At 44.3% G+C, this 21307-nt stretch carries 21 protein-coding genes and 2 tRNA genes; all 23 read right to left on the reverse strand.

Annotated features, from left to right (window positions below; translation table 11 throughout):
- Positions 1–220: 220 nt before the first annotated feature.
- Positions 221–1720: a lysine--tRNA ligase gene (gene lysS / locus BTA30_RS09320; protein ID WP_076760988.1), complete on the reverse strand. Its 1500-nt coding sequence runs from the start codon at positions 1718–1720 to the stop codon at positions 221–223.
- Between the two features lie 84 nt (positions 1721–1804).
- Positions 1805–2806 carry a tRNA dihydrouridine synthase DusB gene (dusB, locus tag BTA30_RS09325; protein WP_076760989.1) on the reverse strand — a complete coding sequence of 334 codons (1002 nt, stop codon included), beginning with the start codon at positions 2804–2806 and terminating at the stop codon, positions 1805–1807.
- A gap of 16 nt (positions 2807–2822) precedes the next feature.
- Complete coding sequence (locus BTA30_RS09330; protein ID WP_076760990.1) at positions 2823–3032, reverse strand: helix-turn-helix domain-containing protein; 210 nt, start codon at positions 3030–3032, stop codon at positions 2823–2825.
- Positions 2984–3484, reverse strand: coding sequence for a 2-amino-4-hydroxy-6-hydroxymethyldihydropteridine diphosphokinase (gene folK, locus BTA30_RS09335; RefSeq protein ID WP_076760991.1), 501 nt, complete (start codon positions 3482–3484; stop codon positions 2984–2986). Before folK ends, BTA30_RS09330 begins: the two co-directional genes overlap by 49 nt.
- Entirely contained in the window at positions 3481–3843 is a 363-nt protein-coding gene (gene folB, locus BTA30_RS09340) for a dihydroneopterin aldolase (protein ID WP_076761040.1), read from the reverse strand. Before folB ends, folK begins: the two co-directional genes overlap by 4 nt.
- Positions 3836–4693 carry a dihydropteroate synthase gene (gene folP / locus BTA30_RS09345; protein ID WP_076760992.1) on the reverse strand — a complete coding sequence of 286 codons (858 nt, stop codon included), beginning with the start codon at positions 4691–4693 and terminating at the stop codon, positions 3836–3838. The genes folB and folP overlap by 8 nt, the downstream gene beginning before the upstream one ends.
- A gap of 17 nt (positions 4694–4710) precedes the next feature.
- Positions 4711–5568, reverse strand: a complete 858-nt coding sequence (pabC, locus tag BTA30_RS09350; protein ID WP_076760993.1) for an aminodeoxychorismate lyase — start codon at positions 5566–5568, stop codon at positions 4711–4713.
- Positions 5565–6149 carry an aminodeoxychorismate/anthranilate synthase component II gene (gene pabA, locus BTA30_RS09355; RefSeq protein ID WP_076760994.1) on the reverse strand — a complete coding sequence of 195 codons (585 nt, stop codon included), beginning with the start codon at positions 6147–6149 and terminating at the stop codon, positions 5565–5567. The genes pabC and pabA overlap by 4 nt, the downstream gene beginning before the upstream one ends.
- A complete protein-coding gene (locus BTA30_RS09360) occupies positions 6146–7576 on the reverse strand; it encodes an anthranilate synthase component I family protein (protein WP_076760995.1) in 1431 nt (476 codons plus the stop codon). The genes pabA and BTA30_RS09360 overlap by 4 nt, the downstream gene beginning before the upstream one ends.
- Before the next feature lie 196 nt (positions 7577–7772).
- On the reverse strand, positions 7773–8696 hold the full coding sequence (gene cysK / locus BTA30_RS09365) for a cysteine synthase A (protein ID WP_076760996.1): 924 nt from the start codon (positions 8694–8696) through the stop codon (positions 7773–7775).
- A gap of 68 nt (positions 8697–8764) precedes the next feature.
- On the reverse strand, positions 8765–9661 hold the full coding sequence (locus tag BTA30_RS09370) for a peptidyl-prolyl cis-trans isomerase (RefSeq protein WP_076761041.1): 897 nt from the start codon (positions 9659–9661) through the stop codon (positions 8765–8767).
- A gap of 54 nt (positions 9662–9715) precedes the next feature.
- Positions 9716–10585 carry an Hsp33 family molecular chaperone HslO gene (gene hslO / locus BTA30_RS09375; RefSeq protein WP_076760997.1) on the reverse strand — a complete coding sequence of 290 codons (870 nt, stop codon included), beginning with the start codon at positions 10583–10585 and terminating at the stop codon, positions 9716–9718.
- A gap of 10 nt (positions 10586–10595) precedes the next feature.
- The gene (locus BTA30_RS09380) at positions 10596–11372 is read right to left on the reverse strand and encodes a type III pantothenate kinase (RefSeq protein ID WP_076760998.1); all 777 of its coding nucleotides are present in this window, start codon (positions 11370–11372) and stop codon (positions 10596–10598) included.
- Positions 11373–11580: 208 nt separating this feature from the next.
- Positions 11581–13500 carry an ATP-dependent zinc metalloprotease FtsH gene (ftsH, locus tag BTA30_RS09385; protein ID WP_076760999.1) on the reverse strand — a complete coding sequence of 640 codons (1920 nt, stop codon included), beginning with the start codon at positions 13498–13500 and terminating at the stop codon, positions 11581–11583.
- A gap of 97 nt (positions 13501–13597) precedes the next feature.
- Positions 13598–14137 carry a hypoxanthine phosphoribosyltransferase gene (gene hpt, locus BTA30_RS09390; RefSeq protein ID WP_076761000.1) on the reverse strand — a complete coding sequence of 180 codons (540 nt, stop codon included), beginning with the start codon at positions 14135–14137 and terminating at the stop codon, positions 13598–13600.
- Entirely contained in the window at positions 14121–15548 is a 1428-nt protein-coding gene (gene tilS / locus BTA30_RS09395) for a tRNA lysidine(34) synthetase TilS (RefSeq protein ID WP_076761001.1), read from the reverse strand. Before tilS ends, hpt begins: the two co-directional genes overlap by 17 nt.
- Before the next feature lie 101 nt (positions 15549–15649).
- Positions 15650–16675 (reverse strand): serine/threonine protein kinase PrkT, encoded by a 1026-nt coding sequence (gene prkT, locus BTA30_RS09400; RefSeq protein WP_076761002.1) that lies wholly within the window; start codon positions 16673–16675, stop codon positions 15650–15652.
- Positions 16641–17399: a VWA domain-containing protein gene (locus tag BTA30_RS09405; protein ID WP_275666987.1), complete on the reverse strand. Its 759-nt coding sequence runs from the start codon at positions 17397–17399 to the stop codon at positions 16641–16643. Before BTA30_RS09405 ends, prkT begins: the two co-directional genes overlap by 35 nt.
- Before the next feature lie 54 nt (positions 17400–17453).
- Entirely contained in the window at positions 17454–19943 is a 2490-nt protein-coding gene (spoIIE, locus tag BTA30_RS09410; protein WP_076761004.1) for a stage II sporulation protein E, read from the reverse strand.
- A 209-nt stretch (positions 19944–20152) separates the two neighbouring features.
- A tRNA-Glu gene (locus BTA30_RS09415) sits at positions 20153–20224 on the reverse strand.
- Between the two features lie 10 nt (positions 20225–20234).
- Positions 20235–20308: transfer RNA gene (locus BTA30_RS09420), tRNA-Met, on the reverse strand.
- 152 nt (positions 20309–20460) lie between these two features.
- Positions 20461–20847, reverse strand: a complete 387-nt coding sequence (locus BTA30_RS09425) for a S1 domain-containing RNA-binding protein (protein ID WP_076761005.1) — start codon at positions 20845–20847, stop codon at positions 20461–20463.
- A 79-nt stretch (positions 20848–20926) separates the two neighbouring features.
- Entirely contained in the window at positions 20927–21304 is a 378-nt protein-coding gene (locus BTA30_RS09430; protein WP_076761006.1) for an FtsB family cell division protein, read from the reverse strand.
- Between the last annotated feature and the right edge of the window lie 3 nt (positions 21305–21307).

Below are 21307 nucleotides of genomic sequence, written 5' to 3' on the forward strand. Positions count from 1 at the left end.
TCAAAGATCATTGTTAAAGCGACTTTTATATTATATCTAATCCTCAATATAAAGTCAAGAACTTTTTTCTAAGTTCTTATTTTGTTTCATCGCCGTTTTTGCGGCAACGAATAATAATATACCACCGTATTTATGATTGCGCAATACTTTTTTGAGAAAAAATAAAATTTGTTTTTAAATAAGCAGCTGCCGTTTATATTGCAGCTGCTGCCCGAAGCTCTTAACGATGTCTCATTTGCGGGAATAATAAAACGTCCCTGATTGAAGGTGAATTCGTCAAAAGCATAATAAGCCTGTCAATGCCGATTCCTAAACCGCCGGTAGGAGGCATTCCATACTCTAATGCTTCGACAAAGTCCTCATCCATCATATGAGCTTCATCATTTCCTTCTTCACGTTCTTTTAATTGCGCCTCAAAGCGCTCTTTTTGATCAATAGGGTCATTTAGTTCAGTAAATGCATTTGCATGCTCACGCCCCACAATAAACAGCTCAAAACGGTCTGTAAAGCGAGGGTCTTCAGGATTTTTCTTAGCTAGCGGCGAAATTTCTACAGGGTGTCCATATATAAAGGTTGGCTGAATCAAAGTTTCCTCAACCTTTTGTTCGAAGAATTCGTTTATAATATGTCCCACTGACATACTTTCAGAAATTTCAACATTGTGCTCTTTAGCGTATGCTCTTGCTTCCTCCACCGAAACTTCTTTCCGGAAGTCGACACCTGTTGCTTCTTTAACGGCATCCACCATATGAAGCCTCTTCCACTCGGGTTTAAGATCGACTTCATCATCTCCATATTGAACAGTTGTAGTGCCCAGCACTTCTTCAGCAATATGAGCGATGAGGTTTTCCGTTAAGCTCATAATATCTTTATAGTCAGCATAAGCTTCATAAAGTTCGATCATCGTAAATTCAGGGTTGTGCCGCGTAGACACTCCTTCATTCCGGAATACGCGTCCGATTTCATAGACTTTTTCAAGCCCTCCGACAATCAGCCTTTTCAAATGGAGTTCAATCGCGATTCTCATGTAAAGCGGCATATCGAGCGCATTATGATGAGTGATGAATGGGCGGGCGGACGCTCCCCCAGGAATCGCGTGCATTGTAGGTGTTTCAACCTCTAAGTATCCGTGATCATCCAGGTATCTTCTCATTGATTGAATGATTTTGCTGCGCGTAATAAATGTATTTTTGCTTTCGGGATTCACGATCAAATCCAAATAACGCTGCCGATAGCGCTGTTCTATGTCTTTTAAGCCATGGTATTTGTCAGGAAGCGGGCGAAGAGCTTTTGTTAAAAGATCAAATGATGTTGCTTTAACAGACAACTCGCCGACTTTCGTTTTGAACATAACGCCTGTAACACCAATTAAGTCCCCCAGGTCAGAGCCTTTAAACAATTCGTACTGTTCTTCTCCGACGCTGTCTTTTCTCACGTATATCTGGATTTGGCCTTTTAAATCCTGAATATGTGCAAACCCGGCTTTTCCCTTGCCGCGCTTTGTCATCATCCGGCCTGCAATCGTTACTTCGATTGCTTTCTCTTCTAAATCTTCCTTTGTGTACTCATTATACAAATCAATTAGTTCAGCGGATTGATGGGAGCGTTCAAAACGCTCGCCGAAAGGGTCCTTGCCGCTTTCTCTTAATTGATTCATTTTGTCTCGTCTGACTTGCAGCTGGTCATTTAATTCTTCATGGTTATGCTCTTCATGACTCATCATATATCACTCCGTTACTTTTAGTCTTTCAGGAAAAAAGCAGAAAAACTGCCAGTTAAAACTGGCAGTGAGCAGAGGTCGGATTTATCCTACTTTTACATCCTGAAGCTCTTTTGCCTCGGCTTCAATCGTAAACGCATCTAAAAGCTGAACGAGCTCATCTCTCGTTTCACAATGGTTGATTTCATTCCGGACCTTTGCGTTTCCTCTTATGCCTTTTAAATACCAGGCTGCGTGTTTTCTCATTTCACGAACCGCCACATTTTCTCCTTTTAGTTCGATTAAACGGTCAAGGTGAAGTTTGCAGACGGACATTTTTTCACGCACTTTCGGCTCATCTTTCAATTCGCCTGTCTCCAGATAGTGAACCGTACGGTAAATCATCCAAGGATTTCCTAAAGCTGCACGGCCGATCATCACACCGTCGACTCCTGTTTCATCAAGCATGCGCTTTGCATCTTGAGGGGTTTTAACATCGCCGTTTCCGATAACAGGTATTGAAACAGACTGCTTCACTTCTTTGATGATATCCCAGTTCGCCGTTCCTTCATACATTTGCACGCGAGTCCTTCCATGAAGAGCCACCGCTTTTCCGCCAGCGCGTTCAACAGCTCTCGCATTCTCAACAGCGTATATATGGTCTTCATCCCAGCCCATCCTCATCTTAACGGTGACGGGCTTATCGACGGAATCAACCACAGCAGAAACCATCTCATAAATTTTATTTGGATCAAGCAGCCATTTGGCCCCCGCATCACATTTTGTAATCTTTGGCACCGGACATCCCATGTTAATATCAATAATATCAGCAGTTGTGTTTTGGTCAACGAATTTTGCGGCTTCGACGAGCGTTTCTTTTTCACCGCCGAAAATTTGCAGGCTCAGCGGCTTTTCCCGTTCATCGATGTAAAGCATGCCCATCGTTTTGGCGTTATTGTAAAGAATGGCTTTGTCACTGACCATTTCAGCACATACCAATCCCGCTCCAAATTCTTTAACAGTTAAACGGAAAGCGGAATTGCATACTCCGGCCATCGGCGCCAGCACCACTCTGTTTTTTAATTCGATATCACCGATTTTAAACATTTTTTGTCCTCCTTTCTTATTCTTCTGGTGGAGATAATTCCTCCACTGTTATATTTAAAGTATTGGCTACATCTCTAAGCATGCTTTCCGACGGCATTCGATTTCCCCGTTCTACTTCGCCCAGCACAGAAACGGACATACCCAGAGCTTTGGCAAACCCTTCTTGAGTATAACCTTTCAGCTTTCTGTACGCACGAATTCGTCTACCCCAGATTTCTGCTTCCATACTCTTACACCTTCTTGATTTTTCGCATGATCTACAGACCCCTCATAGTCCGGATAAATCTCCAGCAGCGGGACGAGTACAAACAAACGTTCATGCATTCTCGGATGGGGAACAATGAGTTGCTCTGTCTCAATATTTTCACGATTATACAGCAAAATGTCAAGGTCTGCCGTTCTCGGCCCCCACCTGATGTTACGCGTCCGGCCGAGTTCATTCTCGATACGCTGAGTCAAATCAAGCAATTCAAATGGGGAGAGCGACGTTTTAACGGCAGCAGCCATGTTTAAAAATGGATCCTGATCTGTGTATCCGACTGGATCTGTTTCATAGATAGACGAAACCTTTGTAACCGTCACAGATGGATGTTGATGAAGGAGAGCGACAGCTTTTTTTAAATATTCTTCCCGCGAGCCGATATTCGAGCCCAGCGCTATATATGCCGTGTGTTTCATTTTCGCTTTCTCGTCATCTCTATGGCTACGGATTTATAATGTCCGGGAATCGGCGGATCCGGCTTTATCACTTTAACCGTGCATTCCTGAACCGCTTCAAATTGCTTCAGCACTTTTTCGGCGATGGTTTCTGTAAGGGTTTCAACAAGGTTGACCGGCTCTCCTTCTACGACCTCTTTGCAAACCTTATACAATTCTGCGTAATTAATGGTCGTGTCAATATTGTCGGTCTTCCCCGCTTCACTTAGATCCAAAGATGCCGTCAAATCGACGCGAAACCGCTGGCCAAGTTTGTTTTCCTCCTGAAAAACCCCATGGTATCCGTAAAATTCCATACCCTCTACATATACTTTATCGATGATAAACGCCCCCTTTATCAATCATTGCATCCATCATTTTCGCCATTCTCGAGATTTGTTTAACATCATGGACTCTGACAATGTCGCATCCCTTTTGGATGCCGAGGCATACTGTCGCACCCGTGCCTTCCGCCCGCTCCTCAGGAGGAAGATCCAGGACGCGTCCGATAAATTTCTTGCGCGAGGTTCCCAATAAAACCGGGTAGCCAAACTCGCTGAACCGCTCAAGCTGATTCATGACCGCAAGATTGTCCTGATATGTTTTGGCAAAGCCGATACCGGGGTCAAGGATGATGCGGTGTTCTTGTACTCCAGCTGACTTCGCAACGCTCACGCATTCCATCAGATCAGACAACATGTCCGGTATTAAATCTGTATAATTTCGCTCAGGGCGATTATGCATCAAGATAATCGGTACATCATGCGCGGCCGCGACCGGAGCCATTTCGGGATCAGCTTTAGCCCCCCATACATCATTGATAATGGAAGCCCCGGCTTTAACGGCTTCTTCTGCCACCTGTGCCTTATATGTGTCGACAGAAATCGGCACATCGATTTCCTGTGCAAGCTTTTCAATGACAGGAATAACTCTGGCAAGCTCCTCATCAACAGAAACTTTTTCCGCTCCGGGTCTTGTTGATTCTCCTCCGATATCAAGGATATGGGCGCCGTCTTCTATCATCTGCTTTGCATGAATCACGGCGCGATCTATACTGTTATATTTTCCACCGTCTGAAAACGAATCCGGAGTGACGTTTAAAATCCCCATAATCAATGTCTTGTCTTCATATGACAACTTGTGTTGTTTTGCAATCAGCCGCTTTGGCCGAACCGTTGTTTGCAGCGCCATATCCTTCACCCTTTAGATCAATTATAGTCTTTTGTTGCTTGTCTATCGTTAGTGTATACCTCTTGCAGACTTTTTGTCAGGCTTCCATCCTTTCCCGGGAATGCGGCACCGCCGATTTTCCGGAGTGGGACGATTTCCTGAACGGAATTGGTCATCCAGGCTTCATCCGCATGGAGAAGGTGCTCCAATGGATATTCTCCCTGCTTGACTTCAACTCCCATATGTTTGAGACGCTCGATTAGATAACGCCTTGTCACACCGCCTAAAATGCCGGTCTTCAATGAAGGAGTATACACACACCCGTCTTTTTGCCAAAAAAGATTGGAAATGATTCCCTCGGCAACAGCTCCTCCGTCCGTCAGAAAAATCCCTTCTTTATCCGGCTCATTTCCCAACTCTCGTTTTCCGTACAGGTTATTTAAAAAATGATGAGATTTCAGGCGGAATGGACCCTCAGGCGTATTTCTGCGGACTTGCAAAACGACCCCTTCCTTTTCAGCGGGAACAGACGCCGGATGAAAAGCATTCATTATCACCATGATGCCGGGTTTTTTGTACGAATTTGGAAAAAGTCCCGGTCCGCCGGGCCCGGCTGATATATTCAGCCTGATTCGCGCATCTCCATTTGGCGGCTGATTTATTTCGAGCAGCTTGTCCAGCACAGCGAGTACATCGCTTTGCGTCAGGGCCGTCTCTATTTTCAGCTCACCTAATGCTTTCTCAAGCCTTTCCATATGCCATTCAAGCAGAAAAGGCTTCCCTTCATAAAGGCGAAATGTTTCAAAAACGCCGATTCCATATAAAAAACCATGGTCAAAAGGAGAAAGTCTTGCTTCTTCCTCCTTTACATATTGACCGTTCAGATAAATGATCATGCGTTCACTTTCTTTCGGTAAGACTCAATAAAGTTTTTGAGCATTTCTTTACCGAAGGATGTCATGATGGATTCCGGATGGAACTGTACGCCTTCGATCGGCAATTCTTTATGCCTGATGGCCATGATCTCTCCTTCTTCTGTCCAGGCGGATTTGATAAAGCAGCTCGGCAGGGTCTCCGGTTTGACAATAAGTGAATGGTACCTTGTAGCCGTCAACGGATTCTCCAAACCTTTAAAAACCGTTGATCCGTCATGAGAAATGCCGGACGTTTTCCCGTGCATCAAACGCTCTGCCCTGACCACGTCGCCTCCGAAAACCTGGGCGATCGACTGATGTCCGAGGCAGACACCGAAAATTGGAATCTTCCCGGCAAAATAGCGGATGGCTTCAAGGCTGATTCCCGCTTCATCAGGACTGCACGGACCTGGCGAAATCATGAGAAAGTCAGGAGACATATCTTCTATTTCCGCCACTGTAATTTCATCATTGCGTTTTACAACCAATTCTTCTCCGAGCTCACCTAAATACTGAACCAAATTGTAAGTAAACGAATCATAATTGTCGATCATCAAAATCATATCTCAGCTCTCCTCTGCTCTTTTTTCTCTTCTTCACTCAACTGCAGCGCTTTTGTCATCGCAATGGCCTTTTTCAATGATTCCTTGTACTCATGCTTAGGGTTTGAATCAATAACGATTCCTGCTCCAGACTGCATGAATGCATGGCCTGCTTTGACATAAATTGTTCGGATGACGATATTAAAGTGCATATCTTGATTATATCCGAACCATCCTATAGAACCAGTATAAAGCCCTCGCCTCGTCGGCTCAAGCTCCTCAATAATTTCCATTGTTCTGACCTTCGGTGCTCCCGTGATCGTTCCCCCCGGAAATACGGCGTGGATAACATCAACAGCATCACATTCTTCTTTTATTTCTCCGCACACATTTGAAACAATGTGCATCACATGTGAATATTTTTCAATCACCATGAATTCATCGACACGTACAGATCCGTACTTCGATACTCTGCCAAGGTCATTCCGCTCTAAATCAACAAGCATCACATGTTCAGCCCGTTCTTTTTCATTCATGATCAATTCATTTGCGAGCGACTCATCTTCCGCTTCATCAGCGCCTCGGGATCTTGTCCCTGCGATAGGTCTCGTTTCAAGAAGGGTTCCTTTCTTTTTAATGAGCAGTTCAGGCGACCCGCAAATCACTTGAAAATCAGGGGTTTGCAAGTATGCCATGTAAGGCGAAGGGTTTACTTTTCTTAACATTTTATATACGTCAAAAGGCGCCGCCGAGAGCTGCTCAGACTGCCGCACAGAAAGATTCACCTGAAACACGTCACCGCTGGCGATGTATTGCTTTATTTTTTCGACGGCCTGTGAGAAACCTGCTTCTGTAAAGGATGGGGCAAACGAAGCGTCTTTATCGTCTGCCGGCCCTCCATGCTCTGCCGTTTCAGGGTCTTCAAATTTCCATACATGTTCAAGCTGACTCAGTTTTTCTTCTGCATCAGAGAGCCCTTTCTCCGCGCTGTGCGTGATCAGCCAAAGCGTTTCATTCGCATGATCGTAGACAGCTAAATCATCGAACACGAGAAAGAATAAGTCAGGCGTTTGCAGATCATCGATAGACAGAATTTTAAATTTTTCAATATAGCGGGCATAATCATAGCTTAAAAAACCGACAGCCCCTCCCTGAAAATCGGGAAAATCTGCAACCGTCTCCGTTTTCAATGTTTGAAACCACCGGGTAAATTGTAAAAACGGATCTCCCTCTTTAAATAATGTTTCCCCTTTATAATGAATCGTGGTGATTCCGTCTTTCCCCTTTGCAACGGCGACAGGATCAAGCCCCGCAATACTGTATTCGCCGCCTCTGGCGCTTTCCAAAAGAACATGGTGTTCTTTATCTTTAGAAAGACGTTCATACTGTTTTAAAAAGCGCTCATGGGAAAAGGGGATCGTTCTAGCTAATGGCCTTCGTTGTGTCATTCTATCATTCCTCTGCCGTTTTCTATTGTCCTTATTGTAATGCAAATCTTTTTTCTAGGAAAAGAGAATTTCATTTCCAATATATAAAAAGCCCTTGAGCATTTCACTCAAGGACACCGTTTTTAAAGAAGACCGACGCCTCAGGTAAAAACAAAAGGCCGTCGACATTGTCGACAGCCCCGGCCTTTTCCCGTGTCTATTCAAATTGATAAAGAGGCGTGCTTAAGTATCTTTCTCCATTACTAGGAAGGACAGCAAGCACTTTTTTGCCTTTTCCAAGCTTTTTCGCAACTTGAACGGCAGCATAGATCGCCGCTCCTGAAGAAATTCCTCCGAGAATCCCTTCTTCTCTTGCAGCTTTACGGGCAAATTCAAAGGCTTCTTCATTTTTCACTTTGACAATTTCATCGTAAATATCCGTATTCAGAATTTCAGGAACGAATCCTGCTCCGATTCCTTGAATTTTATGCGGACCTGGTTTTCCCCCGGAAAGAACCGGAGAATCTGTCGGTTCAACCGCAAATATTTTAATGGATGGATTTTTTTCTTTCAGAACCTCTCCGGCTCCTGTAATGGTTCCGCCCGTTCCGATACCTGCGACGAACGCATCAAGCCCATCTCCAAATTGTTGAACGATTTCTTGGCCTGTCGTGCGGCGGTGAACTTCCACATTCGCAAGGTTGTTAAATTGCTGCGGCATAAAGTAGCCGTTTTCTTCAGCCAGCTCCTCAGCTTTTTTAATGGCGCCTTTCATTCCTTCAGTACCCGGTGTCAACACAAGCTCCGCTCCATAAGCGCGAAGAAGGTTGCGGCGCTCAGAGCTCATTGTATCAGGCATAACGAGGATTGCTTTGATGCCTTTTGCGGCAGCCACCATAGCAAGCCCGATGCCTGTATTTCCGCTTGTTGGTTCAATCAGTGTATCTCCCTCTTTTAGAAGGCCTTTTTCTTCGGCGTCTTCAATCATCGCAAGCGCAATCCGGTCTTTTACGCTGCTTCCGGGATTCATATACTCAAGTTTTACATAAACATCAGCACTGTTTTCATCAACTAGACGATTTAATTTAACGACAGGTGTGTTTCCGATTAAGTCGTAGACAGAGTTTGCAACGCGAACCATTTGAACACCTCAATTTCCGAGTAATTTTATTGGGATTATATATAATTTATCAATATCAAAATATTTTGTCAATCTTTATTTTTATCGTCATAAAACCACGATACTTTTGCATCTTTCCAAAGCGTTTTGACTGAAGCTCTGTCACCCAGCTGATCCATTGCAATCTGCCTTCTGATTTGATCCTTCACTTCACGAAAAGTGAAAGTCCGGCCGCTAAGCTTTTCCTCCAGCTGGATAATCGCATATCCTTGGCTTGTTTTAATCGGTTCATCCACCCACTGATTTTCTTTTAAATGTTCGGCCATTTGCAAATATTCCGGCGGAATGTTTTCGTTCTGATCATTGACAAATCCCAGGTCTCCGCCATAAGGAGCCGTGTACCTGTCGGTTGAGTGTTCAGCGGCGGCCGCTTCAAAGCTTGATCCGCCCTCTAATTCCTTTAAAACCTGTTCAACCTCATCTTTATCTTTTACCACAATATGCTTCAGACGGTAAGAGTCGTCAAACTTGTATAAATCCTTATTTTTCTCATAGAAGGATTTTAATTCGCTTTCGGAAATGACGATATCTTTTGTCAGCAGTTCTTCAAGAAGTATGTTATGCCTGATCTGATCTCTCCATTCCTTTTCCGTCGTGTCTTCGTCTTCATAAAAGGAATTATAAACCGCTTTGATCAGAAGAAACTCCCTGTCGATCTCATCATCAGAAACCTTGATGTTATTCTTTTCAGCCAGCTGGGTGACGACGCGATCATTGATCATATCCTCCAATGTCGCTTTACCGTAGCGCTCTTCCATTTCACTCAGCCATTCTTCACGCGTGATGCCGCTTTTCCCGATGTCGGCGATCACTTCTTGAGCCGCTGAAGTGGAAGCGGTCTGTGATTTTGTAAGGACGTATGCAATCACAATGCAATTGACGAAAATGGCGCCCAATATAATGGGCCATAGTGTTCTTGATTTCAAAATCGCTTTCTCTCCTTTCCCCATCGTAAAAGACCCGCTAATGGATAGCGGGCATTATATTTCATCTCTTAGCGCTTCAAGCTCTTCTTTTGTAAACAAATACGTTTCATTACAAAAATGGCATTGCGCCTCGGCTTTTCCATCTTCGTCAATCATGGCTTGAATTTCCTGTTTGCCGAGACCGATAATTCCTCTTGCAAAACGCTCTTTTGAACAATTGCATGTAAAACGGACAGGAACGGTTTCCAGTACTTCCGGATCTTCTCCCAAGACTGCGCTCAGCACTTCCTCAGGTGTCAGACCTTTTTGAATCAGCTTGGAAATCGGTTCCACTTGAGAAAGGTTTGTTTCCAGTCTTGTAATCGTTTCATCATCAGTCCCCGGCAGTAGCTGAATAATAAATCCGCCGGCCGCCAAAATCGTATTGTCAGGATTGACGAGCACACCGACGCCGACAGAAGAAGGGACTTGCTCGGAAGACACGAGATAATATGTAAAATCCTCGCCGACTTCCCCGGAAACGATCTCAACTTGACCCGTAAATAAATCGCGTAAACCAAGGTCTTTGACAACACTCAATGTTCCTGACGTTCCGACGGCCCTTTTGACATCGAGCTTTCCATGCTCATTTAAGTCAAAATGAACGTGCGGGTTAGATACGTATCCCCTTACGTCTCCCTTTGCGTTTCCATCTGCGACAATAGCTCCGATCGGTCCGCCGCCTTCAATTTTAACGGTAAGCTTGTCTTCGCCTTTAAGCATGGCACCGAGCATTACGGCTGCCGTCATCGTCCTGCCTAATGCAGCAGAAGCAGTCGGCCATGTATTGTGCCTTCTTTGCGCTTCATGAATCGTTTCTGTTGTTCTTGCTGCATATGCCCGGACTTTGCCGTCATATGCAATGGCTTTTACTAAATAATCCATAGTCATCCTCCTATACACTTTCAACGCGATTCCGTTCGTATATCAGCTCAAGCCCCTTTAAGGTGAGAAACGGATCAACAACATCAATACAGTCGGACTCATCTGCAATCAAGGATGCCAGACCGCCTGTTGCAATGACTTTCGGGTTTTGTTTGGACTGCCATTTCATCCGTTTGACAATCCCTTCAACTTGTCCGACATAGCCGTAAAGAATTCCGGATTGCATAGCGCTGACCGTACTTTTGCCGACGATGTTATCCGGCCGCGCAATTTCAATTCTAGGAAGTTTTGCGGCTCTTGAATAAAGGGCTTCTGTCGATATCGTGATCCCCGGTGCGATCGCTCCGCCCATGTATTCCTTGCGCTCGTTAATATAACAGTACGTTGTAGCGGTTCCAAAATCAACGACGATCAGCGGGCTGCCGTAGAGGTGAATCGCAGCGACTGCATTCACAATCCGATCCGCCCCAACTTCTTTCGGATTATCGTATTTAATATTTAATCCTGTTTTCATTCCGGGACCGACAATCTGCGGCTCGATCTGAAAATATTTTGTACACATTCTTTCAAGGGAAAACATGATCGGGGGTACAACTGATGAAATAATAATTCCTTCAATTTGATCAAACATTAGCCCCACGTAATCGAATAAAGAACGAAGGAGCATGCCGAATTCATCTTCGGTTTTATGGCGGCTTGTTTCGATCCGCCAGTGATATTCAAGCTCACCGTCGTGATATATACCAATAACGGTATTTGTATTTCCCACATCTATAACAAGTAACATCTGATCACCACTTTTGACTAGTTTCTCTTACTTGGACATAAAACATTCTACCATCATACAATACACGATGCCGATTCCGTTTGTAAACGAATCAAACCGGCAGGAAGAAATTCGCCAAAGCGGCTCCTGAAGAAGGCAATAAATAAGAAAAACTGCCAAATAGCGCAAGCTTGGCAGTTTTCTTTAAAAGAATCGAAAAGGGACAGGGTTACTCTTGGTTATCCTCTTTTCTTTCTTCATCTTCTCTTTTGTTGATGTTTACTTTTACATCGTCTTTTTTCTCTTGCTCATCTTCATAAGTACGGTCAGGCAGTTTTCCGTGTTCAGTCAAATGCTTGATTTGCTCAGCATCGAGCGTTTCGACATCCAGCAATGTTTGGGCTATCAGCTCAAGCTTATCGCGATTTTCGGTAAGGATTGTTTTAGCACGTTCATAGCAATCCTTAATGAAGTGCTGAATTTCTTTATCGATTTCATACGCGATCGCATCGCTGTAGTTCTGATCATTGTTGAAGTCGCGGCCTAAGAACACCTGGCCGCCTTGCGACTGTCCGAATTGAAGAGGACCGAGTTTTTCAGACATTCCAAATTCAGTAACCATTCGTCTTGCAATACTTGTTGCACGCTGGAAGTCATTGTGGGCTCCCGTGCTGACTTCACCGAATATAATCTCCTCAGCTACACGGCCTCCAAGCAGGCCGACAATTTTATCGAGAAGTTCAGGTTTCGTTTGGAAATAACGGTCTTCCTTAGGAAGCATAACGGCATATCCGCCCGCTTGGCCGCGGGGAACAATCGTTACTTTATGCACCATATCCGCTTCGTCCAAGACGAGTCCGATGACGGTGTGTCCGGCTTCATGGTATGCAACGATATTGCGTTCTTTTTTAGAAATCACCCTGCTTTTCTTGGCAGGTCCTGCGATGACACGGTCTGTCGCTTCATCAATGTCGCGCATATCGATTTTCTTTTTATCATGACGGGCTGCTACAAGAGCCGCTTCATTTAAAAGGTTTTCAAGATCCGCACCAGAGAATCCAGGCGTTCTCATCGCAATCGATTTTAAGTTGACAGCTTCGTCAAGCGGCTTGTTTCTCGCATGCACTTGAAGTACAGCTTCACGACCTTTGACATCAGGACGGTCAACTGTAATTTGACGGTCAAAGCGTCCCGGACGCAGCAATGCAGGGTCTAAAATATCCGCGCGGTTTGTCGCAGCAATGATAATGATCCCTTCATTCGCGCTGAATCCGTCCATTTCAACGAGAAGCTGGTTCAGCGTCTGCTCACGTTCATCATGTCCGCCGCCAAGACCTGCACCACGCTGACGCCCGACTGCATCGATCTCATCGATGAAAATCAGACACGGCGCATTTTTCTTGGCATTTTCGAACAAGTCGCGCACACGTGAAGCACCGACCCCGACGAACATTTCAACGAAGTCAGATCCGCTTATACTGAAGAAAGGTACGCCCGCTTCACCGGCACAAGCTTTTGCAAGCAATGTTTTACCTGTACCCGGAGGCCCGACCAAAAGAACACCTTTCGGGATCCTTGCCCCGAGTTCAGCAAATTTGCGGGGATCTTTCAGGAAATCAACGACTTCAACAAGCTCTTGCTTTTCCTCATCCGCTCCTGCCACATCTTTGAATTTGACTCGTTTCTTTTCTTCTGTATAAAGCTTAGCCTTGCTTTTACCGAAGTTCATGACACGGCTGCCGCCGCCTTGAGCCTGATTAAGCAGGAAGAAGAAAAGAATGAAGATAATAACAAAAGGGATGATGGTGGTAAAGAATGTCATCCATCCGCTTGTTTCCTGTGCGGGTTCAACCTGCACCTTCATTTTCTTAGCAACGTCAACAATCTGATCTGCCCCTTTTCCTTCAGGAACATGAGTCAGAAAATACTGGTCTTTCTCATAGTTCGCCAGCTGTCCGCGGACCTCATAAACACCCCTGACAGGCTGGATGGACACATTTTCAACCTTCCCGTTTTCAAGGTTTGAAACAAAGTCACTGTACGTCATATTTTCGGTTTTCGGATTTGCGGTTTGGAAGTAGCTCACAACTCCGATCACAACTAATAAAATAAGTAAATAAAAAATGGTATTACGGAAGACCCGATTCATTCCTTACCTCCTCCCACAGTAAGCACAACTATGTTCAATAGTATCATAGAAAATCGTTCCAATACAACAGATATCCCTTTTGCAGACAAGCCTCATATCAGCTTTCATAAACCGCTGGTTTGAGTACTCCGATATACGGAAGATTGCGGTAGCGTTCTGCATAATCAAGGCCGTATCCCACAACGAAAGCGTCGGGAACTTCAAAGCCGACATAATCCGCTTTGATATCTGCTTTACGTCCGCTCGGCTTATCAAGAAGGGTCACAATCTTAATCGATTTTGCTTTGCGGTATCGGAAAAGCTCTACAAGATAACTTAAAGTCAGCCCACTGTCGATGATGTCTTCAATAATTAAGATGTCACGGCCCTCTACTGATGTATCCAAATCCTTAATGATTTTGACTTCACCGGAAGAAACCGTGGAATTGCCATAGCTTGATACATCCATGAAATCCATTTCCAAATATGTATCAATATGCTTCAAAAGATCGGCCATAAACGGCATGGCTCCCTTTAACACACCGATGGCCAACGGGAACTTGCCGCTATACTCTTCTGTTAACGCTGCGCCGAGCCCCTTGACTTTTTTTTGGATCTCTTCTTCAGAGATCAAGATATTTTCAATATCCTGTTTCATTCTTTGCTAGCCCCCTACACTTTTCATGCTGTCTATATTGTAATACAATGCGATCATTGTTTGTAACATCAAGTTCCTCAAAAATGGTTTTTTTCAGACCAGGTATCCAGACAATTCGTCCAATCGCGTCTGTAACAATGGGCCAGCTGTCTCTTTTTGCAAGAGGCACTTTTTCATCAATAAATATATCTTTTACCTTTTTTGAGCCGTTCATCCCTTTAAGTTTGATTCTGTCTCCTTTTTGCCTTGTCCGGACATAGAGAGGGAAATGAACCTGCTGCGGACTTGTTGCAAAAACTTCATTTCCATTGGGCACAGGGGCTGAACCTTGTCTGCTCACATGAAGGGAAAAACCGTTAGGAAGCATCAGGTCTTCTTCTGCACCGCTTATTTCATAATGATAGGAAATATTTTCACATTGCACACGCTGAAATGTAAACAAACATGTATGATAAGATTTAACCACTTTTAGCCCATTTGGGAAATCAAGAGAACCGGAAGGATCCGCTTTTGAAATCCATTCCAGAAACACCTTAATATGATGGGCTGAAAACGCAGATGGAACGTTTTCATAAAGATAGTTTAATATTAGTTGAACTCCCCTTCTTTGTAAAGGCATAGGGAGCTCAAGAAGGTGCTTGACGCTGATTTTCACACCGGAACTTGACTTGCTTGTGATTACTGTATTCATTTTCTCTTTTGTTAATGCCTGCAAGTATAATTCGTCCTCAGTCAGCGATTCACTGACGGATTGAAACCGTTTATGGACATCTTCCGACTCTTTCTTTAAGAAAGGGAGAACATGGTGTCTGAATCTGTTCCGTGTATAATCATCCTGATCATTGCTCGGATCCGTCCTGAACGGTACATGATTCTCTTTGCAGTAAGCCAAAAGATCTTCTTTGGCAAGCCCGAGAAACGGCCTGATCAGCCATCCGTTATCAAAACGGCGCTTCGGCTGAATACCGGCAAGTCCCATACCGATGGTGCCTTTCGCCAATTTCATCAGCATTGTCTCGATCTGATCATCACCATGGTGAGCAAGGGCCAAATATTTCGCTTGATGATTTTTCATTTGCTCCTTAAAGAACTGGAATCTGCATTCTCTTGCGGCCGCCTGTTTATTAAGACTTTTTTCGGACGCATACTTTTGAACATCAATTTGCTGCGCCTCACAGCGAATGCCCTCTGCTACGCAATATTCCTGCACAAAACGCATATCTTTTTCAGACTCTTCGCCTCTGAACTGATGATCGACATGTGCGGCAATGAGTATCGCAGTGCCGGGAATCTTATGATGTAATGCATGAAGCAGAGCCATGGAATCAGGTCCGCCGGAGACGCCGGCGATGATCGTTGCCCCATCAAAAGCCAGTTCGTATTTTTCAATAAAATCTTCTATGCTTTTCACAATGTCCTCCCACTAAGAGCAGGGTGATTTTCAAAAGATATAAATAATCCTAACACTTTCAATCAGTCCCTGCAAAGAAGAGCTATCACCCTTGTGATGTCTCAAATAAAAAAGAGCACGATATAGGCGAAATAAAGGGCAAGCACACTCACAACGATCAGCAGCGTCTCAAAGATGCCGCCGGATTTTTGATGATTTTTCCGCACCTTGCGACCGCTTCTCGACCGCTGCTGAGGCGCCGTCCGCCTCCTTTGTCCCGTCCCTTGCGACGAGGCCGGTATTGAAGATGGACGGGCGGTTCTCGATTGACGGCGGCTCGGGCGGCCCGCCTCAAGCAAGTCAGCCTTCATTTCATCCGCTGTATTGTATCTTCCTTTTAAAGCCGATAATAAAACCGCTTTATATTTCGTCAAAAACGGGTGGCTGTCGATGACCGACAAAAGCTGATCCATCGGTTTGCTTGTTTTCTTAAATTCTTTCTTTGTCACGCAATTCACCATAATCATGGCCACGGAAAACAGATCATATGAAGGTTCAGCCTTGCGAGTTCCGCATTCCCAGTATCCTCTGTCAAAAAACTCAGTGTATTCCTTGATGGCCCGGCCTTCTTTCGTCGTCCCGCCGACATCAATACAGCGAATCCTTGCCGGAGGTCCCGTCACGATCAAGTTTTCGGGTTTTAAATCTCCAAACACCCATCCTTCGCGATGAATGATGGATAAGTTTGATAAAAGCTGGCTGATCAATACCGGAATCCACTCCTCTCCTTTCTCGTTGATATAACACAAAAGCAATGGCCCCTCAATATATTCCATTACATAAAATGAGAGCTTCTTTCCGGTATTGGACACTGTCATGTCGTCCACATCAAAAAAAGAAGGCCCCATTGCTCTTGCCTGGGCCTTTGAGAAGGATTTCAGAACATTCACTTCCGAGGTAATCGACAGGCTGTCATCACTCACCTTGAGTGCCACGCGGCCTTTTTTTGAATCGGCCAGGTAAACAACGCCATTAGCCCCTTTTCCAAGCTGTCTGATGATCCTGTAGGAATGATTATTCCATTTCCCAACTACGGCTGAACCCGGCTTTAAACTATCCGCCAAACTCGTCGAAGCGTCTTTCATCATCTTCTAACATGCCCCTTCTTGAGCCGATTTTATTGAAATGCTGTATCGCCTCTCTGATTGCCGGTCCTGTCGGCGTGATTCCTCCGGCCGCCAGTTTGGAAAATATCGAGGAAAGAGATTCAAACTTCGGCGTCCAATCCAGCACAAGTTCAACCTCTTGTTTTTTCCCGGGAAATATAAACATGGCAAATTCGTTTTCACCGATTCTTGAGTTCAGACTGATGGACAAATCAATCAATGCTTCTTTGACTGTCGGGAGCTTTGGATTCATGCTTGCGCTCGTATCGACAAGAACCAAGACGTGTAAATGAACAGTTTCTCCAAGTTCATCCACGACTTCCATGACTTCTCCTCGTTTATCAGGGGGCAGTTCATCCATTTCAGAATGCTTGCCGAGAATTTGTTTAAGCTCATTGTTGACCACACCCTGAAGGGTTTGTGTCATTGCTTTTTTCGTCACCATTTGTACCGTCTGTGACAGCTGTGAAGCATAAACAACCTGGTGAACCCCGCCTCCAGCGAGAGCGATGCCTTCAACTTCTTTCATCGCATCTTGATCCATCGCATTTTCTTCCATAATCCCAATGACATTTACGGTAATCCCCTGCTCTTTTGCAAAGGCTGCCATCGCCTGCGGATCTTCACCGCGGTTCGAACAGCCGTCCGTAATAAGCAGGATTTGATTCAAGTGCCCCTTTTTCATGTTTTTATTCCTCCTGGACAAAGATATCTTTATTTAATTCCATCATCGCCAGAAGAAATTTGATTTATACGAGAGCTAAGAAATCTCTTGATTCTTTTGGAAAAAAGCGGGGGCCGGAATCGACGCCCACTTTGGCGTATTATGATCTATCTTTATGACGATCACCGTCATATCATCCTCAATCAGACCCGACCTTGTCCGAATGACCTCTTCCATGATCAAATCGGCGATTTCCTGAGGGTCCTCTGTTTTAAGCGACTTCAATTTTCTCTTCATCCAAAGATCATGATTTTCTACATGTCTCGGCCCTTCAAAGATTCCGTCACTCATCATGATCAGAATGTCTCCAGCTTTTAATTGTTCGCTGACAACATCGACATCAAACTCGGTAATGATACCGATCGGCAAATTGCTGGCCTGAACTTTGATGATCTGATCTGATCTCTTAATAAAACTTGGCGTCGAACCGATTTTCAAGAATTTGCAGCTGGCATCTTGCAAATCAATAATAGATAGGTCCAGCGTCGAGTAAATCTCATCCGTCGTTCTTAATGAAAGGATGCTGTTGATGGTTTTAATTGCGACCTTTTCATCAATGCCTGACTGAAGGATTTTTTCAAGAAGCTTGATCGTTTCATTGCTTTCAAAGTGCGCCCTGGCGCCATTTCCCATGCCATCGCTGATAGCGGCTGCATATTTGCCTGCTCCGAGTTCCATCATATTATAGCTGTCTCCGGAGACGAGGCCCCCGCCTTTCGCCGCGTGAGCCGCCCCTGTCACAACACGGTAGGATTTTGCAGATCCGAAAGCGACATGACAGTATCCGTTCGGGTGGCCGGCACATTGTTCAGCCTTTACGATGATTTGCTCCTCCAAAATATCAGACAGCATCGGGGCAATGATTTTCTCACATTCTCCATGTCCGTTGCAGTACGGAATACTCATTTCAATATCGATGTTCCCCTGATCTAGACTGTAGATTTCGACTTGCTGTATTTCTATGCCGAAATGCTGCAGCGCTTCCCTAATTTGTTCTTCCTGGATAAAGTGCTGCTCCCGTTCCCTTTTGATTTCCCGAGAAAAGTCAGACATCACCTGTGATACACCGAGAAGCTGTTCTGCTACAAGACGTCTGCTGTCATGCACCTTTTGCTTCAACGTCTGATTGGCTCTAAAGTTTGTCAGCTCGTCCTCTATCAGCGCTTCAACTTGTTTTGATTTAGAACAGTGCTGATTGAATTCTTTTTTCAGCCTGCGGTTTTGATAATATTGCTTTTCCTCTGTTTCTTGCATAACCCGTTTCATCAAATCATATGTTTTATCAAAGTTCTGTACCCAGCACTTGTTTTTCTTATAGCAAGATTGGCAGGAATGTTCTGTAACCGTGCTTAAAAACAGGTCAATTTCTTTTTCTTTCCCTTCCTCATCAGGAACAGAATGATAAAATGTGGTAAAACTTTCAGATAAAGCATGAAACACGGTTGAAAATTGATCGACTTTTTGGGCGGTGACATCTCGGATTTTTCTTGCATATTGCTGCTGCTCTTGCGCGTGCTCGACCGTACCCGGTATATATTTGGCCACTTTTTTCGTAATCGACTGCGGTGTTAAAAGAAACAGACCGATCGCGATCAAGGATTCATAAAGCGTTGGTACAAGTTCTGCGGAACCCCCGCCATAAAGAGAAATCAACAAAGATCCGATCAAAAGGCCGACCGCCGCGCCCGCTTTTTTCCCTTCTTTTAGCAAACCGCCTAGAAGTCCGGAAAAAGCCAGCAGACTCATCTGATATAGATTGCCGATATTTGAGAGGCTGAGGATCAAGCCTGTCACAACCCCGACGGTACAACCGATGCTGGCACCTCCGATAAACGCGAAAGTCAGCACGACATAACGGGCCAATATCAGTTCAGCCTGCATGCCTTGAAATGAAACACCCGTTAATCCGGTAAGAACCGATGCAATTAAAATCATAAAGCAGATGATTTCCTCAATCTTCAACGATTGTTTGGCCCGTTTTGAAGTCACAATCGGCAGGCTTTGCAAAAAAATCAGCGTTAAAATAAAGGATAATCCGGCTTCAACGAAAGCCATAATGTAATGATAGCTTGAAACCGTTCCATATTGTGTGTAAACAAACCCGCATCTTGTCAGCGCCATTGCCAAAAAAACAACGACGGGCAATGTTCTGACTTGATCCTTTATAATAAAAGAGGTCAATTTTGAACATATCGCAAACGAAACAATTGCTGCGAGCACAAATAAGGAATGCTGGGGCGATATACTCAGAGCCCCCGCAAGCAGCGCCAAAAACGCCAAGAAAGCTTTGTCTTTTTTGATTAAAAGCATCGCGCCGAAAAATGGAAGAGCAAAGGGTATCACCTCTGACAGAATGAAGGCTCGTCCCAATAAAAAACCGATGATCATATAGATAAACCCTTTATAGAAAAAGAGCGAATATAAATGCTGCATCATAAGCTTCGTCATTTTGCCAAACCATGAGTACATCTTTTGCACAACTGGTCCTGCTATTGGGCTGTTAACCCTTCTTTCCGCTTTTTCCATGATCTCATCCCCCACTCGTTTATTCGTTGCTTGCCATTATAGCGAAAGATGAAATAGGATTTTGTCAAAAGAAGGTAACGATTTAAAAGAACTCTTCGACGGTTTTTGTAAGGAGCTTCAATCACTCTTGATAAGTCGAGTCGATTCTCGTTATTTTGCATTTTTTCCGAAACAAAAAAACCGGCTTCATAAGAAACCGGTTTTTAAGATGACCCGTACGGGATTCGAACCCGTGTTACCGCCGTGAAAGGGCGGTGTCTTAACCGCTTGACCAACGGGCCTTGATAAAAGTAGCGGCGGAGGGGATCGAACCCCCGACCTCACGGGTATGAACCGTACGCTCTAGCCAGCTGAGCTACACCGCCATGTTATGATTTTGTTCTTTTAACGCACAAGTTCTATAATACAAAGGATTGTCCCGTCCGTCAATAGAAATTCGAATAAAATTTTTCGGAAAAATAAAAAGGCATCCGCTGGGATAAGACGAATGCCTTTCGTTTATATAGAAAGCAGCAAGTTAACCTCTTCTTGCTCCGCGCCCTCCACGTTTTGATTCCGTGTTACGTTTTAGAGACGATAAGCGATCTTCACTATCTTTTAAAAACTTATTCATTTTCTGTTCGAACGTTTCTTTAGAGCGGAAATCATTTCTAGGTCTTGATTGAGGACGGTCTACAGCCTTTTTGATGGACAAACCGATCTTGCCATCTTTCTCTACATTGATGACTTTGACTTGTACTTGATCACCGACCTTGAGATGATCATTGATGTCCTTGACGTAATTATCGGCTACTTCACTGATATGAACGAGACCTGTTGATCCTCCAGGCAATTCAACAAATGCTCCAAAATTTGTAATACCTGTTACTTTCCCTTGCAACTTGCTGCCAACTTCAATCGACATAAAAAAAGTGCTCCTCCTTAGACTTAAAAAAGATCATTTCTTTAATTATACATAAAGAAAAAAATAAGTGTCAACAAGGCTACTTGCTCTTCTCATCAAACTTGAAGATGATTTCCCCTTCCTTTGAGAGGTAATAATCCTTTCTGGCAAGCTCTGCAACGTAATCCTCGTCCTTTAATTTGACAATCTCATCTTTTAAGTTTGATTTTTTTGCTTCCAGCTGATCCAGCTTTTTCAAAAGCTCTTGTTTTTTCTCTTCTTTTGCACTGATATCTGAGGTCTGCGACCAAAGCGAGCTGACCATCACGATCGCCGAAAGCAGCGCGACAGCCCCAAATACCGTCAACCGTCTGTATAGACCGCGCCTTTTTCGTTTCAAATGCTGCTGTTTCCGTTCCATTTGCTCTTTATATTCATTTTGAATTTGAGAAATATTGCGTTTGCTAGTATCGTTCAATTC

Origin of the sequence: Bacillus swezeyi (genome assembly GCF_001969815.1) — a bacterium.
GTDB classification, from domain to species: Bacteria; Bacillota; Bacilli; order Bacillales; family Bacillaceae; genus Bacillus; species Bacillus swezeyi.

Coding starts and splice junctions, on each gene's coding strand:
- lysS (WP_076760988.1), bottom strand. CDS start 1,720: ATGAGTCATGAAGAGCATAACCATGAAGAATTAAATGACCAGCTGCAA.
- dusB (WP_076760989.1), bottom strand. CDS start 2,806: ATGTTTAAAATCGGTGATATCGAATTAAAAAACAGAGTGGTGCTGGCG.
- BTA30_RS09330 (WP_076760990.1), bottom strand. CDS start 3,032: ATGGAAGCAGAAATCTGGGGTAGACGAATTCGTGCGTACAGAAAGCTG.
- folK (WP_076760991.1), bottom strand. CDS start 3,484: ATGAAACACACGGCATATATAGCGCTGGGCTCGAATATCGGCTCGCGG.
- folP (WP_076760992.1), bottom strand. CDS start 4,693: ATGGCGCTGCAAACAACGGTTCGGCCAAAGCGGCTGATTGCAAAACAA.
- pabC (WP_076760993.1), bottom strand. CDS start 5,568: ATGATCATTTATCTGAACGGTCAATATGTAAAGGAGGAAGAAGCAAGA.
- pabA (WP_076760994.1), bottom strand. CDS start 6,149: ATGATTTTGATGATCGACAATTATGATTCGTTTACTTACAATTTGGTT.
- BTA30_RS09360 (WP_076760995.1), bottom strand. CDS start 7,576: ATGACACAACGAAGGCCATTAGCTAGAACGATCCCCTTTTCCCATGAG.
- cysK (WP_076760996.1), bottom strand. CDS start 8,696: ATGGTTCGCGTTGCAAACTCTGTCTACGACTTAATCGGAAACACACCT.
- hslO (WP_076760997.1), bottom strand. CDS start 10,585: ATGGATTATTTAGTAAAAGCCATTGCATATGACGGCAAAGTCCGGGCA.
- BTA30_RS09380 (WP_076760998.1), bottom strand. CDS start 11,372: ATGTTACTTGTTATAGATGTGGGAAATACAAATACCGTTATTGGTATA.
- ftsH (WP_076760999.1), bottom strand. CDS start 13,500: ATGAATCGGGTCTTCCGTAATACCATTTTTTATTTACTTATTTTATTA.
- hpt (WP_076761000.1), bottom strand. CDS start 14,137: ATGAAACAGGATATTGAAAATATCTTGATCTCTGAAGAAGAGATCCAA.
- prkT (WP_076761002.1), bottom strand. CDS start 16,675: ATGATGAAAGACGCTTCGACGAGTTTGGCGGATAGTTTAAAGCCGGGT.
- spoIIE (WP_076761004.1), bottom strand. CDS start 19,943: ATGGAAAAAGCGGAAAGAAGGGTTAACAGCCCAATAGCAGGACCAGTT.
- BTA30_RS09425 (WP_076761005.1), bottom strand. CDS start 20,847: ATGTCGATTGAAGTTGGCAGCAAGTTGCAAGGGAAAGTAACAGGTATT.